Genomic DNA, 17665 nt, shown 5'->3' on the forward strand with positions numbered 1-17665 from the left:
TAGTCGTTGCGCTTGCGAAACCCGGTGTCAGCGTGCCTTGCGAAAGGGCGAGGCTGGCGAGATCGGCATTGGTCGAGACAGCCGCTGCACGGGTGACAGTGACCGTATAGGTTTTTGTTGTCGTGCCGTCCTGGGCGGTAACAACAACGGTGATGGTATTGCTGCCGACATTGAGGTTGACGTTTGCGGGACTGCCGGATGTTGCTGCCGCGCCATTGACGGTCATGGTTGCAGTGGCATCAGCGAGTGTCGGGGTGACATTGATGGATGTGACGGCGTTTGCCACGGAGGCCGTATAGCTGGTCGTTCCGCTTGCGAAACCCGGTGTCAGCGTCCCTTGCGATAGTGTGAGGTTTGCCAGATCGGCATTGGTTGAGGCAGGAGCATTGATCTGTAGGGAGTAGGCCGCGCTGCCAAAGACGTTATCAGTATCCGTTGCCGTGATTGTGAAGTTCGCTGTGCCTGCGGCTGTGGGAGTGCCGGTCAGCTGGCCGGTGCTGGCATTGAGGCTGACGCCTGAAGGAAGACTGCCGTTGGTGACAGCGTAAGAATATCCGCCTGCACCGCCGGATGCGGAGACGGTTTGACTATAGTTTACGCCTTCTTGTGCTGCCGGAAGTGCGCCTGCAGCGGGAGAGAGGGTAATTGGAGGGTTTGCCGTGCAAGAGACACGCAAGGTGACGGAAGCACCGGTAGCAATACCCGTGTTATTCCGGGATGCTGTAAGCTGGATGTAAATTCCGTCATTATTGGAAACCGTAAATGACCCCATTCTTGAAAATGAACCATCAGCGGAAGTTACTGCGGAATAAGCTGGCGTACCGCTGAGCCCGCCAATGTCAAATTGGGCAGATGTATTTCCTGAGCCATCGGCTGTTGCCGTTGTGTGAAACGAAATCGTCTCGCCAGATTCAATTGAAGGATAGTCTTCGATAATACCTAAGAGCTGCCCTGCGGTTATGTCGGAGACTGAGTAGGTCCGCCCTCCGGACCAATTCGTATTCACATCCAGACAGGCTTGAGATGGAGCGGCCTCTGCCCGGGGGGCAGTCAACGATATGGCCGTGAGCACAAGGCTTACGAGCAGGGCAAGATACTTGATACAATGCAAGGGAGAGAGACGAGGCCAGGTGCGCATGACCTTCTGGTATTTCACTCCCGGCGTTTTATGCCGGCTGGCCGTCATGCAGCGCGGCTTTGTATTAACCGCAGCCTGGTTGCCTGTGATGCCCCGCATGCTTCATTCCCTTATAGCCAGGATAGCGTGATCCTGCAAACTCATCCCCTCAGAAACAGCCCTCTAAAACCCGCAAGGTTTACCCGTCCCGGCAGCTCAACGCTGGTGTGACGTACGAATAATCCGGGTTTTGCGCGAATCACCGCAGCAGGTCACACAATCATAGGGTGCTTTTCTATGGTTTGCTTGCCACATTTTGCGTGTGCGGGCAACGCTTTTGCAACTCTGCCCGCACAATTTATGGGGGAGTTTCCGTCACGGCCTGTCGGGGTAGAGGCCGTTGATCATGATGCAGTAGCTCATCGCCAGCGACGGTGACTGGTTGGCGAAGGCGACTCCATTGCCAGTATTGGCGTTTGTCACCGTGCCGCCGGTGATGCCTGAGTTGTAAGTGAAGCTGATGGGGCCATTACCGGCGGCACCCGTCAGTTGCACGTCGAGGCCGCTCAGTGCCACGTCTGCGGCAGTGCTTGTGGATGGCACATAGATATTCGCAGCCTGGATGCCTGCTGTGGGCGCTTTACCGAGATAGGCATTGGCCGAGAGCGTTGGGGTGCCAACTTCATCCTTCGCATTGAGTTTTGCGGTAACACCCAGAGTACCGGCGGATGCCGGGACATTGACTGTCTGAGGTCCACCGCCGGTGCCAGTGAATGTTGCCGAGTGAGTGTGCGGCGGCAGGTTGGCTATTGTAAGGGTTGTTGTCTGCGTGCCGGATTGGGCGGCGAAAGGCTGCGGGAGCATTCCCGGTCCTGTGCCGTAGTGGAGTATTGCCCGGCCGCGCAGATCCGGTAGTGCGAACTGTCCGCTCTGCGCGGAACCGCCATACTGGGTTCCGATCAGGCTGTAGAGCGCCTGATTGCCGTTGATCGCAATCTGCCGCCCGTCGGCCGGCAGCCAGTTCCGCGGGCACCAGTTGAAGGCAAAGGCACAGACGCTGCCGATATAGGATTCCATGTTGCAGGCATTTGCGGGCGTGGCAGTGCCTAGCACAAGAACGCTTCCTGTAACGCCGAGAGCCATGGAAACACCAGTTTTGATTGTGGTGCTAATTGATTTTAGTTTCATGAAAGTCCGAAGAGACATGCGAAAATCCTTCTGGTGCAATGTTGCGCGAACAACATATGGTTGCGCGAGTTAAACATTGCTTATTCGCGCTAAGGTTTTTCGACGATGAGGAGCAGGACGGGCGGAAAATGAGCCGGTACCAGTCGCCAACAGAAAATTGCACAGCTTTGCAAGCTTTCGCTTCTCTCTGCCTTTAACAGGCTCTAAAACAACAAGTTCAGGGGCAGGGAGGGCTCGTCCGCGCTGTGTGGTCGGTTTGATGCTGTCCCTAGAGATAATCCAAGGGAGGAAATGCATGTCCTATCGTTCAATTCTGGTCGCATCCACGATGCTTCTGGCTGGTGCCACGCATAGCTTTGCTGCAACCGAGCTGCAGTGGTGGCACGCTATGGCTGGTGCGAACAATGAGGTTGTTGAGCAACTGGCCAAGGAGTTCAACGAAAGTCAGAGCGAATACAAGATTGTTCCGGTGTTTAAGGGCACATATCCGGAAGCGCTGAATGCTGGCATTGCTGCCTTCCGCGCCAAGCAGGCGCCAGCCATTCTGCAGGTTTTCGATGCAGGTAGTGGCGTTATGATGGGAGCGCAGGGGGCGGTTGTGCCTGTGGCCGATGTTCTGAAAAAGGGCGGCTTCGCTTTCGATAAGTCGCAGTATCTGCCAGGTATCGTATCTTATTATTCGCGGCCGGACGGCACGATGCTGTCCTTCCCTTACAACTCCTCTTCGCCAATCCTTTACTACAACAAGGATACGTTCAAAAAGGCTGGTCTAAATCCCGATGAGGCACCGAAGACCTGGCCGGAAATTTTTGAAGCGGCGAAGAAGATCAAATCGAGTGGTGCAAGCCCCTGCGGCATCACCTCCACCTGGCTCACCTGGATCCAGACGGAGAACTTCGCTGCCTGGAACAACGTATCCTACGGCACGAATGAAAACGGCCTCGGCGGCACCAATGTCGAGCTTAAGGTCGATTCGCCGCTGTACATCCAGCACTTTCAGGCGCTTGCCGATCTCGCCAAGGATGGCACCTTCCGTTACGGCGGTCGCACCTCCGAAGCCAAGCAGCTGTTTACATCCGGCGAATGCGCGATCCTGACAGAATCCTCCGGAGGACTGGGGGATATCGTGAAGTCCGGCATGAATTACGGCATCGGTCAGCTGCCCTATTACCCCGGTGAGGGTCGTCCACAGAATACGATTCCTGGTGGTGCCAGCCTTTGGGTTTTCGCAGGCAAGAGCGATGCGGAATACAAGGGTATCGCCCAGTTCTTCCAGTTCCTGTCGCAGACACCGATACAGGCGCGCCTGCACCAGGTTTCCGGCTATCTGCCAGTCACAATGGCGGCCTATGAGGAAACCAAGAAGTCTGGCTTTTATGAAAAGAACCCGGCTCGGGAAACCCCAATTCTACAGATGATGGGCAAGGCGCCGACTGAAAACTCGAAAGGTGTGCGCCTCGTCAACCTGCCGCAGGTTCGTGACATCATGAACGAGGAATATGAAGCCCTGCTGGCTGGCAAGCAGGATGCCAAGGCCACGATGGAAAAAATCGTTCAGCGCGGAAACGCGGCCATCAAGCAGGCGCAGCGTTGACCTTTTTCTCTGCCCGCCAGCTTTGATGGTGGGCAGGTCTTCCGGGAGGCGGCCGCGCCCAATGAGGGTGCGGCGGTCTTTCTTACTCGTTCTCGCGCATTGTTTCCGAGGTGACGATCACCCCAGGGAGCCAGGCGCAAGTATAGGACAGCCGCCGTGCAACGCGTTGTTTTTCCAAACAAGGTGCTTCCTTATTTTCTGGTCGCTCCGCAAATCGTTCTGACAATAGTCTTCTTCTTCTGGCCCGCCAGCCAGGCCCTGTATCAATCGACGCAACGGGAAGATCCCTTCGGGTTGGCCAGTGGCTTTGTCGGTCTCGACAATTTTCGCTTTGTCCTGTCGGATGAAAACTACATCCATTCGCTGCAGGTCACAGTGGTCTTCAGTGCCGCGACGGCTATCCTTGCCATGGTTGTTGCGCTGGCGCTTGCCACTGCGGCGGATAAGGTCGTGAAAGGGCAGGGCATCTATCGCACGCTGCTGATCTGGCCCTATGCTGTTGCGCCCGCGGTTGCGGGCATGCTTTGGCTCTTTATGTTCAACCCTGCCATGGGCACTCTGGCATATCTGTTGCGCCGCAATGGCATTGCCTGGGATCCGCTTTTGAACGGGGATCAGGCTATGGGGCTTGTGGTGGTGGCGGCTGCCTGGAAGCAAATCAGCTACAACTTCCTCTTCTTTGTGGCGGGCTTGCAGGCTATTCCGAAATCGTTGATCGAAGCAGCCGCCATCGATGGTGCGCGGGGTGCGCGCCGTTTCTGGACGATCGTGTTTCCGCTCCTTGCGCCGACCACCTTCTTTCTGTTGGTCGTCAACACGGTCTACGCCTTTTTCGATACGTTCGGCATCATTCATGCCGTAACAGGAGGCGGTCCGGCAAAGGCAACGGAGACGCTGGTTTACAAGGTCTATAACGACGGTTTCGTAAACCTCGATCTTGGATCTTCCGCAGCCCAATCCGTTATCCTGATGCTGATCGTCATCGCGTTGACTGCATTCCAGTTCCGCTTTGTCGAAAAGCGCGTTCACTACTCGTGAGGCCGGACATGATCGAAAGACGTCCCATCGCCAATCTTTTCGGCCATCTGATGCTGATTATCGGCATCATCATCGTGGCCTTTCCGATTTACTACACCTTCGTCGCGTCCAGCCTGACGAGCGCGGACATTCTGCGCCCGCCGATCTCGCTGGTTCCGGGTTCGCATCTGGTGGAAAACTACACATCTGCCATGGCTGGCGGCGTGGAGAGGGCCGCTGGCGTCAGCCTGGAGCGAATGCTGCTCAACACCCTGGTGGTTGCGCTGGCCATTGCTATTGGCAAGATCATCATTTCATTTATTTCGGCCTATGCGATCGTGTTCTTCAAGTTCCCGTTCCGCATGGTCTTCTTCTGGATGATTTTTGTAACGCTGATGCTGCCCGTCGAGGTTCGCATTCTGCCGACCTACAAGGTCATCGTGGATCTCGGCCTCATCGATAGCTATATGGGACTTACGCTGCCGTTGATGGCTTCCGCCACGGCAACCTTCCTCTTCCGCCAGTTCTTTCTCACCATTCCGGGGGAGCTGGTCGAGGCGGCACGGATCGATAATGCAGGTCCCTTCCGCTTCATGAAGGATATTCTCTTGCCGCTTTCGCGGACCAATATCGCCGCTTTGTTCGTCATTCTGTTCATCTATGGATGGACGCAATATCTGTGGCCGCTGTTGGTGACCAATGATGCGCGCATGTCCACCATTGTCATTGGATTGCGCAAGATGGTCGACTTTACCGACGCGGCGACACCTTGGAATTATGTCATGGTTACTGCGATCCTGGCCATCATCCCGCCGATCCTGGTGGTGGTGCTGATGCAGCGGTGGTTCGTGAAAGGCCTTGTGGAGACTGAAAAGTAATGGCTCAGATTACCCTTAATAATGTTCGCAAGACCTATTCCGGTGCGCTGGAAACCATAAAGGGCGTTTCCCTCGATATTGCGGATGGGGAACTTCTGGTTCTCGTTGGCCCGTCCGGCTGCGGTAAATCAACGCTGCTGCGCATGATCGCCGGTCTGGAGAGCATTTCCTCCGGGGAGATCTCCATCGGCGGGCGTGTCGTCAACACCCTGGAACCGTCAGAGCGCGATATTGCCATGGTTTTCCAGAACTATGCGCTGTACCCGCATATGACTGTGCGGCAAAACCTCGCCTATGGCCTGAAGAACCGCAACACGCCAGCGGCCGTCATTGACGAACGTATCAAGAAGGCCGCGGCCACGCTGGAAATCGAGCAATATCTGGAACGCAAGCCACGCCAGCTCTCTGGCGGCCAGCGCCAGCGTGTCGCCATGGGCCGCGCCATCGTTCGCGAGCCATCGGCCTTCCTCTTCGATGAACCGCTTTCCAACCTGGATGCAAAACTTCGTGTTCAGATGCGTGTTGAAATCAAGCGGCTGCAGCGCGCGCTGGGCACGACAAGTGTTTATGTCACCCATGACCAAATGGAAGCCATGACACTGGCGGATCGGCTGGTGGTACTGAACGGCGGCAAAATAGAGCAGGTCGGCACACCCATCGAGCTTTATGAGCGCCCGGCCACGACATTTGTCGCAACCTTTATTGGCTCGCCTTCCATGAACCTCTTCGACGTTTCTCGCGGCGGCTTCCAGCTGAAGCCGGATGCGATTGCGGGCGCGCCTGCCACGGTTGGCGTTCGGCCGGAGGATCTGAAACTTCTGGAGCCGGGATCGAACGACAGGGCGTTCACTGCCAATGTGACGGTTGGTGCGGTGGAACTCGTAGGGGCAGAGAGCTATGTATATGGCAGCCTTGCCTCCGGCGCGGACATCGTTTTCCGCGTATCTGGACGTTCCCGAATTGCAACCGGTGACAACTTGACGGTAGGCGCGGATGCAGCGGATCTGCACGCATTCGAGGCAAGTGGTGCGCGTGTTGGATAGGCAAGGCCTGGAAGCAGAAGGAGCCGCAGGTTCTGTCAGCTGGGCAGACCGCACGGGAGTGCGCCTGTTTCTTACGTGCGTGCGCTAACGTAACTTTTATGGTTTGGAGCCGATCTTCCTCAATTCAGGATCGGCTCCAAAACCAGGTCAGACCGGAAAGAGATGGAGACATGGGTTCAACGGCCATCATGATCGATCTGTTTGGAGCAGTCGCATTGCTGCTCTTCGGTCTGGCGCAGGTCAAAGATGGCGTATCCCGGGCTTTCGGTTCCAAGCTCAGAACGGGCCTTGCCACAGGCACTCGCAATGGGTTGCGATCCTTCGTTTCGGGCTTTTTCGCAACGATCTGCCTGCAAAGTTCCACTGCTACCGCACTCATGACAGCGTCCTTCGTCGAAAAGGATCTGATCAAGCCGCGCATGGCGCAGATTGTGCTTCTGGGCGCCAATGTCGGCACGGCAATCACGGCATGGATCGTCGGGTTCGGCATCGGCTGGCTGTCGCCTCTGCTGATCTTCATGGGTATCGTGCTCTATCGCGGTCGCTCATCAAGCCGCCAAGGCTTGGGCGGCGCGCTGATCGGCATCGGCTTGATGCTGCTTTCGCTGCATTTGATGACGGCTGCAACGGAACCGCTTCGCCATTCCGAGGCCCTGATTGCGTTCATCGGCCTGCTGGATAACGCCTGGATCGTTGCATTCGCATTCTCGGCATTCATTGCTTTTGTGTCGTCCTCCAGCCTCGCCGCCGTCATCCTCATTTTGTCTGTGGCTGCTGCGGGCAATGTTCCTCTTGGGCTCATTGTGGTGCTGGTGCTTGGTGCCAATTTCGGCGGCGCCATTCCGCCTTTCATTGCGTCACTTGGCACAACTGCGCCTGCGCGGCGGGTCACGCTTGGCAATCTCGTCGTGCGGGGGGCTGGCTGTGCGGTGGCACTTCCGCTGGCAGGCTATATCGGCGCATGGGTGGAAATGCTGCCAACAACCAATGCGATGATGCCTGTAGATGTGCATCTGGCGTTTAACATCTGCCTTGCTCTTGTGGCCTGGCCGTTCTCCTCCCTAATTTCTTCCTCCATGGCGCGCTTCATTCCGCAGGAAGTGGAAACGGGCACGCAGCCGCGCTTTCTTGATCACGCCGAGCTTTCGACTCCGGTGGTGGCGCTCGCCAGTGCCACACGTGAAGTGCTTGGGGTGGGCGACCTGATCGAACGGATGCTGCTGAAGACCACTGAAGCATTCCAGCGCAGCGATTCCGCGCAATTGGCGGAGATTGCGCCGCTTGAAAAGCGTGTTGACAGCCTGCAGCAGGAGGTGAAGGTCTATCTTTCCAAACTCGGACGTGTTGGTCTTGATGAGGAAAACAGTCGTCGCTCGATCCATATTGTCGATTACGCGATCAATCTCGAACATATTGGCGATATCATCGAAAAGGGTCTTGTGCCGCAGGTCAGCAAGAAGATCTCGCTCGGTCTGAAGTTTTCCGAGGAGGGCTATGCGGAGCTAAACCGGCTCATGAACCTCACCGTGGATAATCTCCGTGTGGCACAGACGATCTTCGTGACGCGCGATTTTGCTCTGGCGAAACGTATGATGGAGATCAAGGTCGAGGTGCGCCACATGGAGAAGCAATCGGCGGAGCAGCATCTCAAGCGGTTGCAGGAGGGCAATACAGAAAGCCTCCAGACCAGTTCCCTTCACCTCGATTTGCTGCGCGATCTCAAGCGCATCAACGCGCACATCGTATCCGTCGCACATCCAATTCTGGATGAGAGCGGTCTGCTGGTCGAAAGCCGCCTGAAGGCAGCGGAATAAAAATATTTTTATTTTCTTCGCTCTAATCTGCCGTCAGATTGAGGTGGGATGATAAGCATTTTGCCTTGTAAACCTCTATTTTGGCGCTAGAACTAGCATCGGGAACGGTGCGGACGCGCTTTGGGAGGTCTTTTGATGAACATGAATGAAAATATTTTCTTAGCCAAGGCTGGTGATTGCACCGTAGAACTTCAGTCTGCTCTTAGCGAAGCGGCGGAGGCTGGGCGGGTGCTGCGGCTTGCGCCGGGAGTTCATCAGACGGGTGGCCTTGCCTTGCCTTCCGGCGTGCATCTTCATATCCCCGAAGGGGCCGTCCTGCGTTTTTCTGCTGCTTATCAGGATTATGAACGCAACCGGGTTGACGTGATCGCGGAAGATTCCGACCGTGCGATGCTGCTTGCAAAAAACGCGTCCGGTATTCGCATCTCTGGGGAGGGTGTGATCGAGGCGCCCGGTTGCGACTATATCGTTGGCCGGCTTGAGGACATGGGAACGCATGTTCCTGCACCAGAGCGCCCGCGCGTGCTTGTGCTGGACCATTGTCAGGATGTGCAGCTAACCGGCTTTTCGGTGCGCCAGTCGCCGATGTGGACCATCCACCTCATCGCTTGCCAGGATGTTGAAGTCAGCAATCTGGATATCGAGAATGACCGTGAAATGCCCAATACCGACGGCCTGGTTATCGATAGCTGCGAGAGGGTCGCGATCCGCAATTGCCAGATTGCAACGGCTGACGACGGCATTGTTCTGAAAACCAGCAAGGGCGCGGATGGAAAGCCGGTCGGCGCGTGTCGCGATGTGCTGGTCGAGCACTGCCAGATCGAAAGCCGCAGCTGCGCCCTTAAAATCGGCACTGAAACGCATGGCGATGTCGAGAATATCAGTTTCGTCGATTGCGATATCGTTCGCTCCAACCGGGCGCTCGGCATCTTTTCCCGCGATGGCGGCAGAATCAGAAACATCGTGCATCGCGATATCCGCGTTGAAGCCAGTGAAACGCCAGATGGCTTCTGGGGATCGGGCGAGGCAATCACGATCAATGTCGTGGACCGCAGACGGGAGAGGCCAGCCGGACCGGTTGAAGCGGTTCGTTTCGAGCGGATTACCGGGACCATGGAGGGGGCAATCAATCTGGTTGCTGATGGCGCTTCCGGCATCGCGGGCGTGGTTTTCAAGGATGTCTGCGTGCGCCAACGCGATGGAAGGTTCAAGGGGCATCGCTATGACATGCGCCCAACCCGTTTTGATCTAGCGCCTTCGCCAGACGCCGCCGGTCGGGCCAATGCCTGGGTGAAGGACGAGAGCGGGCAGGTTATCGGTCTTGTCGCCTATCCCGGCGGAATGCCATCTCTGTTCGCGTCAAATGTAGAAGGCCTTGAACTTTCAGAGGTTCTGTTCGATCGGCCTTCCCCGCTGCCTCAAGGGTGGAGCGAGGAGGCGATTGTCACGGTCAGCGGTGCGTCGCCTGTCTGGTCCTGACGGCTTTTCTTTATCTATTGCTCCCGGAACTCTTTCATGAAGCGTCTTCGTAAGCTCGACAATCTGCTCGCTCGTCTGCGTGAGCGAATTCTCATCCCCTTGGGCATTGAAATTCCCCTTGTCTACAGCCCCGCTCCGGCATCGCAGCGTGCGCAGATGGTCTGTTCGGACCGAAAGGGCTGGATAGCCGTCACGCGTGATCTGATCTGGGGTGAGCCGGACGGTTACTACTGGTTCGCTGGCAGCGTCACCCTGCCTGACGGCGTCGAGAGTAAACGCGTTGTGGTGCGTGTGGAAGCGGCCTTCGGCAGCGTTATGGGACGCAGTGATCCGCAGTGTCTGGTGCTTGTGGATGGTGCGATCCGCCAGGGCGTGGATGGCAATCACCGCGAGTTTCTGCTGGCGGAAAAGGCGGTTGACGGCCAGACTTTCGATGTCCTGATCGAGGCTGGAACGATTGAGGACAGGCGTCAGCTCGGTTTTGCCTGTGCACTTCATGTTCACGATCTCGAGGTCGACGATCTTTACTACGATCTGCGTGTTCCGCTTGATGTTGCGCGTCTGCTGACAGAAGACGATCCTCGGCGTCACTTCATTCTCAACACGGTCGAGAAGGCCATAGATGCGATCGATCTTCGTCCCGGCAATGAGGCGCGCTTTCGTGCTTCACTGCGGGCGGCAAGCGAGATTGTGGGGCAGATCTTTGCCGCGCAGGATTTTGAAGCTAAGCCAACGATCACGGTTACGGGGCATACACATATCGATGTGGCATGGCTTTGGCGGGTGCGTGAGACCCGGCAGAAAATGGCCCGCTCCATGGCCACCGCGCTGTCCTTGATGCAGGATTTTCCCGATTATCGGTTCATGTATAACCAATGCGTCCTGCTGGATTATCTGGCGCAGGATTATCCGGAGCTTTTCAGCCGCATCGAGCAACAGATTCGCGAGGGCCGGTTCGAGATCGAAGGCGCTTTGTGGCTGGAGCCTGATGTCAACATTGCGGGTGGCGAAGCATTGGTGCGCCACATTCTCTACGGCGTTCAATATCATCAGGCCACGTTCGGCATTCGCCCCCGCATGGTTTGGCTGCCAGACACCTTCGGTTATTCCGCGGCACTGCCGCAGTTGATGGAAAAATCGGGACTGGACAGCTTCGTGACGCACAAGCTTTCCTGGAACGACACCAACCGCATGCCGGACGAGACCATGTTCTGGCAGGGCATTGATGGCAGCCGCGTCCCGGCCTATTTCCTCACGACGCAGCCCTATGACTCCAAGAGTATCGGCACAACCTATTGCCCGGATCTGAAGCCGACCCATGTGATGGGAACATGGCGACGCCACGGGCAGCAGGACCTCAATTCCGAACTCTTCCTTGTATATGGGCATGGCGATGGCGGCGGCGGCCCAACGCGGGAGATGCTTCAAAACATCCGCCGCATGGAGCGCGGTATTCCCGGTTGCCCAAGGGTGGAACATGCGCCGATGCGCCCATTCTTCGAGCGTCTGATCGCCCGCATGCGCGAAAACCCGCAGGACTATCCTGTCTGGGTCGGTGAGCTTTACGCGGAATTCCATCGCGGCACATTAACCTCCGTCGCCAAGAACAAGCGCAACAACCGTCTTGCCGAGCTGGCGCTGCGGGAGATCGAGCTTCTGGCGGTGCTTGCAGAGCAACGCCACGGCCGGGCCTATCCGCAAGCGGAGATACGCGCCCTCTGGGATATCGTTATGCTGAACCAGTTTCACGATATCCTGCCCGGTTCGTCCATCGGTGCAGTCTATGAGGATAGCGACCAGGATTATGCGGAGTTTTTCCGCCGTGCCGAAGCGCTAACCGATGAGCTGACGAAGGCGCTCGCCCCTTCAGGCCTCAGCGTCTTCAATAATCTGGCCCGTACACGCGGCGGACTGGTGCTCACGCATGAGGAGAGTGTGGAAGGCGCGCAGAGAATTGTGCGCGCCGATGGTACGAGGCAGTTTGCGCTAGCGGTAGATGAACTGCCAGCCCTTGCCTTTGCCCCCTTACCGACGGCAGAGCCGCAGGACGTCCTCTCCGTTTCAGAGAACCTGCTGGAAAACGGGCTGTTGCGGATTGAATTCGACAGTGCAGGTCGTATCTCTCAAGCCTTCGACAAGCGCGCGGGTCGCGATCTTTTACCCAGCGGAGGACTTGCCAACAGGTTGCAGGCTTTCCGCGATATGCCTGCGCAGTTCGACGCCTGGGATATCGATGCGGATTTTGAGGATCAGTCGTTCGAGATTGAAGATCTGGTCTCTGTAGAGGTGGTGGAGAAGGGGCCGCTTCGAGCCGCGATCCGTTTCGAGTGGCGCTACGAAAACTCCCAGATTGTTCAGGTCGTTTCCTTGGCAGCAGGTGCAAGGCAGGTCGAATTCGACTGCTTTATCGATTGGCATGAACACAACACCATGCTGAAAGCAGATTTCCCGTTTGCCATGAACGCATTTGCCGTTGAGGCTGAGATTCAGTTCGGCCATGTCCGCCGAGCCAGCCATCGCAATACCACATGGGACCGTGCGCGTTTCGAGTGTTCCATGCAGCGCTGGGTGTCGATGGCCGAGCCGGGTTTCGGCGCCGCCCTGCTGAACGATTGCAAATATGGCTATGACGCAAAGGGGGCTTCGCTGCGGCTGACACTCCTGCGCTCGCCCACATATCCCTGGGAAGAAGCAGATCAGGGGGAGCACAGGTTCCGCTACGCCTTGATGGTGCACGATGCGGATCTGGTTTCGGTGCACGAGGCTGCAGAAGAGTTCAATAGCCCTTTGCGTTTGATCTCGGGTTCGAATGCTGACGCGATGTCCATCCAGCCATATGCGCAGATCGAAACGCGAGGGATTGCGCTGGAGGCGGTAAAGCGCGCCGAGGCAGGCGATGGGGTTGTCCTCAGACTATGGGAGGCCGAGGGCCGGCAGCGGCAGGCGGTGCTTCGTCTACATGACAATGTCGGCAGAGTGACCGTCGTTGACCTGTTGGAGGAGGGAGATGAAACCCTGCCTCTTGATGATGCCAACCGGATTTCGCTGACCTTGCGTCCCTTCGAAATCGTGACGCTGAAAATTGCCGGGAGAGAGTGACATGGCCAGTGCTCAGCAGCAGATCGATGTCAGCATCGATCATTTTCCGCAGGGTGAGAAGTCCTTCGTGGAGATTCCCTTCGAGGTTGGGCCGGATATCGACCGGATCGAGGTGAGCTATCACTACCCGTTTGGCGGCGGTGGAAGCGTGATCGACCTCGGAGTGGCACATAATGGGAGAATGCGCGGCTGGACGGGGTCCGAGCGGGGCCACATCACACTTGAGGAAGATTGCGCCACGCCTGGCTATGATCTCGGCCCACTTGCCGGTCACTGGCATGTCGTTCTGGGCATCGTCAAGATTGGTCCCAACTGCAAGGTTGATGTGCAAATCCGCCTGATCGCGAAGCGTCCGCGGTGGTTGTGCGGCGAGCTGCATAGCCATTCGGAACATTCCGATGGTGGTGTCACCGTGCTGGATGCAATCCATCGGGCGCGAGCCTCACGTCTCGATTTTCTGGCCATCACCGATCACAACACGGTATCGCAGAATACGATCCGTCCCGACGATCCGGATATTCTGGTCATGCCAGCCATGGAACTTACCTCCTTTTATGGCCATACCAATTTTCTCGGTGTGGAACGGCCGGTGGACGATTGGCGCTGCCGATCGCCGCAGGATGTCGCCGATAAAATGGCCGAAGCCCGTGCCAAGGGTGCAACCATTGTCATCAACCACCCGTTCCAGAACTCCGCAGGCGGGCGTTGGCAGGCGGGCTTTGAGACCGCTTTTGATGCTTATGAAATCTGGAATGGCAACTGGTCGGTCATGAACGAGCAGGGACTGGCCTTCTGGCAGGAGTTGTTGGTGCAAGGTCGACGGATTCCGGCGACTGGCGGCAGCGATTTCCATCTCAAGAACCGCCGCAGACATGGCCGACCTGCCAATCGCCTCCTGGCGGATGGGCACTCGATCAAGGCCATCCTTGCTGCTGTGCGGGCAGGCCGAAATGTGGTGGTGCATGCGCCGGACGAAGCGATGGCGATGCCTGTGGCGGGCTCCCCGGACTTTGGTGCTCAGGTCGCCGCAGGCACCCCCTTCGCCATAGAGTTCAGCGGTCTCAGTCAAGGCGACGAAATTCGAACCTTCAGCGAGAAGGGGCAAATCGCCGTCACGCCAGTTGAAACATCCGAGGTGACCGTCTCCCGACGCTTCGAGGGGCGTTTCCTTCGTTTCGAAGTGTGGCATGGTCCAGAGCCGAAGCTATTTACGAATCCCCTCTATGCAGAATAAGGACCAGCACCTTGGATCGACGCACTGACCGCAAGATTGGGATCAAAGATGTTTCCCGAGAGGCGGGCGTTGCGCTTAGCACCGTTTCGCATGTCTTGAACGGCACTGCCCCGATTTCGACGGAGGTGCGCAACCGGGTGCTGGAAGCCGCCAGGCGGCTTGGCTATCTGGCGAAACGGCAGCAGAAGGGAGCAATCGCCTCCCTTAGTACAGTCTACCTTGCTGTTCCGCCGGGAAACCTGCCGCATAATGATATAAACCTTGTTTCCTGGACCCTCCTGACAGCGCTTTCGCGTGAATGTGAGAGGCGCGGGACAAAGGTGGTGGCTCACGCAGGGGCGCCTGAGCTGAATGCCGCCGAAATTCTGGCAGGCGCGCAGGCGGCAAATGCCGAGGGGATCATCCTCGTCTATGACGATAATCCCAAGCTGTTGCGCGCACTTGCGGCATCCGGTCTGGCGGTGATCCTGTTGAACGGCGAAGATCCCACCATGTCCGTCGATACGGTTGCGCCTGCCAATCGGTTTGCCGCAAGGCTGGCCACCCAGTGGCTTCTGTCGCGGGGGCACCGCCGCATTCTGCATCTGACATGGCGGGGCCGCAGCACCATTATGCGGCGTCTTGACGGCTTTCGCGATGCCTATGCGGAACAGAATCTTCCTGCCGATCTGGGTCGCGTCCTGTTTGCAGAAGGCTATGAACCCGATCATGCCAGGACTGCATTGAAACGCTTCATTCACCAGCATGGCGGCCTCGATGGGCACACGGCTGTTTTCTGTGCGGCGGATAACCTCGCTATCGGTGCGCTGGCAGAGCTGCAGGAGCATGGCTTTCAAATCCCGGCCGATATTGCTGTTGTTGGCTTTGATGGCGTCGCGCCCGGCGATCTGACGGTCCCTTCTCTGACCACCGTTCGCGTGCCGCTGGATGCGCTTGCTGTCTCAACCTTGCAGGCATTGGAACAGCGGTTATCGCTGACGGGACTGGATCATCCCACCTGCCGGATCGAGCTTGGCTGCCGGCTTATCGAGCGTGACAGCGCAAACTTCACCTTGCGCACCTGATATCCAGAACGAAAATATTTTTATTCTTGATTTTCTCTTTATGATCGAAGATCGTCAAAAAAAGAGACAATTTCGCCTGTTTAGAGGGGTAATCGGCGATGATTGGTGGGTTCGGGAGGACGACTATGCTCAATAGTAGAAAAATTTTCATTGCTTCTGTTGTCGCGCTGATGGCCGGCTGTGCTGCCAGCGCCGCCCTGGCGTTTCAGGAATCGCCGATGCTGTCGGAGCAGGTGAAGGCGGGCAAGCTGCCGCCGGTCGATCAACGCCTGCCAGCCAAGCCTCGTGTTCTGGAGCTGGGTGAAACCGGCACCTATGGCGGCACATGGCATAGGGCCTACAAGGGGCCGGGTGACCGCTGGGGTCCGACCAAGCTGATTGAGGAGCGCGCGCTCAAATTCGTCATGGGGGAGGACGGCAAGCTGACCTCCATTCCGACTTTCATTGAAAGCTATACCATGAACCCGGACGCGAAGGTTTTCACCTTCACGTTGCTAGACGGTCTGAAATGGTCCGACGGTCATCCTGTGACGACCGAGGATGTGAAGTTCTGGTATGAAGACGTGTTTATGAACCGGGATCTGCTTCCGGTCATTGATAAGCTTTATGCTCCTGGCGGAAAGCCGATGAAGGTCGACATTGTCGATCAACGTACTTTCAAAGTGTCGTTTGAGACGCCTTATGTCTATTTCCTAACAATCCTTGCCAAGGATTCTACCGGCGAGCCAAGCCTGGACCGCCCCACTTTCATCATGCCGAAGCATTATCTGAAGAACTATCTGCCGAAATACGCAGATAAGGCCGCTCTCGATAAGGCGGTTGCGGATAAGGGTGTCAAGAAGTGGCAGGATCTGTGGGGCTCGAAGGGCCCTATTGCCGCGTGGAACCAGAATCCTGATCTTCCTGTCATCACGCCCTGGAAGGTGGTCACGCCGCCGCCGGCCGATGTGATGGTGATGGAGCGCAATCCCTATTACTACATGGTCGACAAGGCAGGGAACCAGCTGCCCTATATCGACCGTATCGAGCATAAGCTGTTCGATGCGCAGGAAAGCTTTAACCTGATGGCCGTGCAGGGCCAGCTGGATATGCAGCAGCGCTACACGAACAATAGCGATTTCACCTTCTACAAGGAAAACGAGGAGAAGGGTGACTACAAGGTTCTCAAGTGGGTCAATTCGGAAGTGTGGTCGCTGGTTCCGAACCTGACAACCAAGAATACCCAGTTGCAGGCCCTTTACACCAAGCCGGAATTTCGTGAGGCGCTGAGCATCTCGGTCGATCGCGACACCATCAATGAATTGGCGCAGTCAGGTCTCGGCAAGCCGCGTTCTGCCTCACCCGTCTCCGGTTCCCCTTACTATAGCGAGGATCTGGAAAAGCATTGGGCGGAGTATGATCCGGACAAGGCTAATGAGCTTCTGGACAAGATCGGCCTCGACAAGAAGGACAAGGACGGTTTCCGTCTTGGGCCGGATGGCAAGCGGATCACCATTGTGGTGGAGGCCGCTCAGGATGCCTTCGCCACCACACTCGAACTGATCCGGACGAACTGGAAGGATGTCGGCATCGAGTTGCAGGCTCGCATCATCGACCGTACCCAGTTCGATGCCAATCGCGACAATAACAGCTTCGAGATGCAATACACCTCCTTCGACAGGCTTTCCATTGTGCCTTCCGATCCTCGCCTTATCCTGGGCGACGATGGTTACGGTCAGGAATACTACAAGTGGTACGAGACCAAGGGTGTCTCCGGCATTGAGCCTCCAAAGGATCATCCTATCCGCAAGCTCTGGGCTGCGTGGGAAAAGGCTTCCATCGCAGGCACACAGGAAGAGGCGGACAAGGCTGTCAATGAGATGATCCGAACCTTCGTTGAGCAGGGCTATGTCATCGGTCTTGTTGGCGAGACGCCTGCTCTGGTGATCTCCAAGAACTCGATGAAGAATGTCCGTGATGGGCTGATCAACGATGACGTCACCCGCGGCGAAGGGCTGGCCTATCCGGCGCAGTTCTTCATGACCAAGTAAGCCTCCGGCTGCGGCGCAGACAACGCTGCCTGCGCCGCAGCCTTCTCAGCTTCATGAGAAACGTCTGAGATCCGAGGCACGAGCGCCCACAAGACTGTTCCCCATGGG

At 57.0% G+C, this 17665-nt stretch carries 12 protein-coding genes; 10 read left to right on the forward strand and 2 right to left on the reverse strand.

The genetic code is table 11. The annotated features are described in order from the left end of the window. Both ACFSE1_RS18700 and ACFSE1_RS18705 read right to left on the reverse strand, forming a co-directional pair. Window positions 1-772: cadherin-like beta sandwich domain-containing protein (locus ACFSE1_RS18700; protein ID WP_377404917.1), on the reverse strand; the 772-nt coding region annotated here is incomplete at its 3' end. Window positions 773-1492: 720 nt separating this feature from the next. Next, window positions 1493-2260 carry a phage tail protein gene (locus ACFSE1_RS18705; RefSeq protein ID WP_377404920.1) on the reverse strand — a complete coding sequence of 256 codons (768 nt, stop codon included), beginning with the start codon at window positions 2258-2260 and terminating at the stop codon, window positions 1493-1495. Between the two features lie 340 nt (window positions 2261-2600). Here ACFSE1_RS18705 and ugpB point away from each other — a divergent pair, with 340 nt between their 5' ends. The 10 genes from ugpB to ACFSE1_RS18755 all read left to right on the forward strand — a co-directional run bounded on the left by ugpB (window position 2601) and on the right by ACFSE1_RS18755 (window position 17557). Beyond that, the gene (ugpB, locus tag ACFSE1_RS18710) at window positions 2601-3899 is read left to right on the forward strand and encodes a sn-glycerol-3-phosphate ABC transporter substrate-binding protein UgpB (RefSeq protein WP_377404923.1); all 1299 of its coding nucleotides are present in this window, start codon (window positions 2601-2603) and stop codon (window positions 3897-3899) included. A gap of 156 nt (window positions 3900-4055) precedes the next feature. Further along, window positions 4056-4937 (forward strand): sn-glycerol-3-phosphate ABC transporter permease UgpA, encoded by an 882-nt coding sequence (ugpA, locus tag ACFSE1_RS18715; RefSeq protein WP_377404926.1) that lies wholly within the window; start codon window positions 4056-4058, stop codon window positions 4935-4937. 8 nt (window positions 4938-4945) lie between these two features. After that, window positions 4946-5794, forward strand: coding sequence for a sn-glycerol-3-phosphate ABC transporter permease UgpE (gene ugpE, locus ACFSE1_RS18720; RefSeq protein WP_377404929.1), 849 nt, complete (start codon window positions 4946-4948; stop codon window positions 5792-5794). Beyond that, complete coding sequence (locus tag ACFSE1_RS18725) at window positions 5794-6837, forward strand: sn-glycerol-3-phosphate import ATP-binding protein UgpC (protein ID WP_377404931.1); 1044 nt, start codon at window positions 5794-5796, stop codon at window positions 6835-6837. The genes ugpE and ACFSE1_RS18725 overlap by 1 nt, the downstream gene beginning before the upstream one ends. A 170-nt stretch (window positions 6838-7007) precedes the next feature. Then, window positions 7008-8651 (forward strand): Na/Pi cotransporter family protein, encoded by a 1644-nt coding sequence (locus ACFSE1_RS18730; RefSeq protein WP_377404934.1) that lies wholly within the window; start codon window positions 7008-7010, stop codon window positions 8649-8651. Window positions 8652-8786: 135 nt separating this feature from the next. Then, window positions 8787-10130, forward strand: a complete 1344-nt coding sequence (pglB, locus tag ACFSE1_RS18735; RefSeq protein WP_377404938.1) for a polygalacturonase PglB — start codon at window positions 8787-8789, stop codon at window positions 10128-10130. A 36-nt stretch (window positions 10131-10166) separates the two neighbouring features. Continuing rightward, window positions 10167-13229: an alpha-mannosidase gene (locus tag ACFSE1_RS18740; RefSeq protein WP_377404940.1), complete on the forward strand. Its 3063-nt coding sequence runs from the start codon at window positions 10167-10169 to the stop codon at window positions 13227-13229. 1 nt (window position 13230) lies between these two features. Continuing rightward, entirely contained in the window at window positions 13231-14463 is a 1233-nt protein-coding gene (locus ACFSE1_RS18745; RefSeq protein ID WP_377404943.1) for a CehA/McbA family metallohydrolase, read from the forward strand. Window positions 14464-14474: 11 nt separating this feature from the next. After that, a complete protein-coding gene (locus ACFSE1_RS18750) occupies window positions 14475-15527 on the forward strand; it encodes a LacI family DNA-binding transcriptional regulator (RefSeq protein WP_377404946.1) in 1053 nt (350 codons plus the stop codon). A gap of 125 nt (window positions 15528-15652) precedes the next feature. Further along, window positions 15653-17557, forward strand: coding sequence for an ABC transporter substrate-binding protein (locus tag ACFSE1_RS18755; protein ID WP_377404949.1), 1905 nt, complete (start codon window positions 15653-15655; stop codon window positions 17555-17557). Window positions 17558-17665: the final 108 nt, after the last annotated feature.

This window comes from Affinirhizobium helianthi (assembly GCF_042680945.1).
GTDB classification, from domain to species: domain Bacteria; phylum Pseudomonadota; class Alphaproteobacteria; order Rhizobiales; family Rhizobiaceae; genus Neorhizobium; species Neorhizobium helianthi.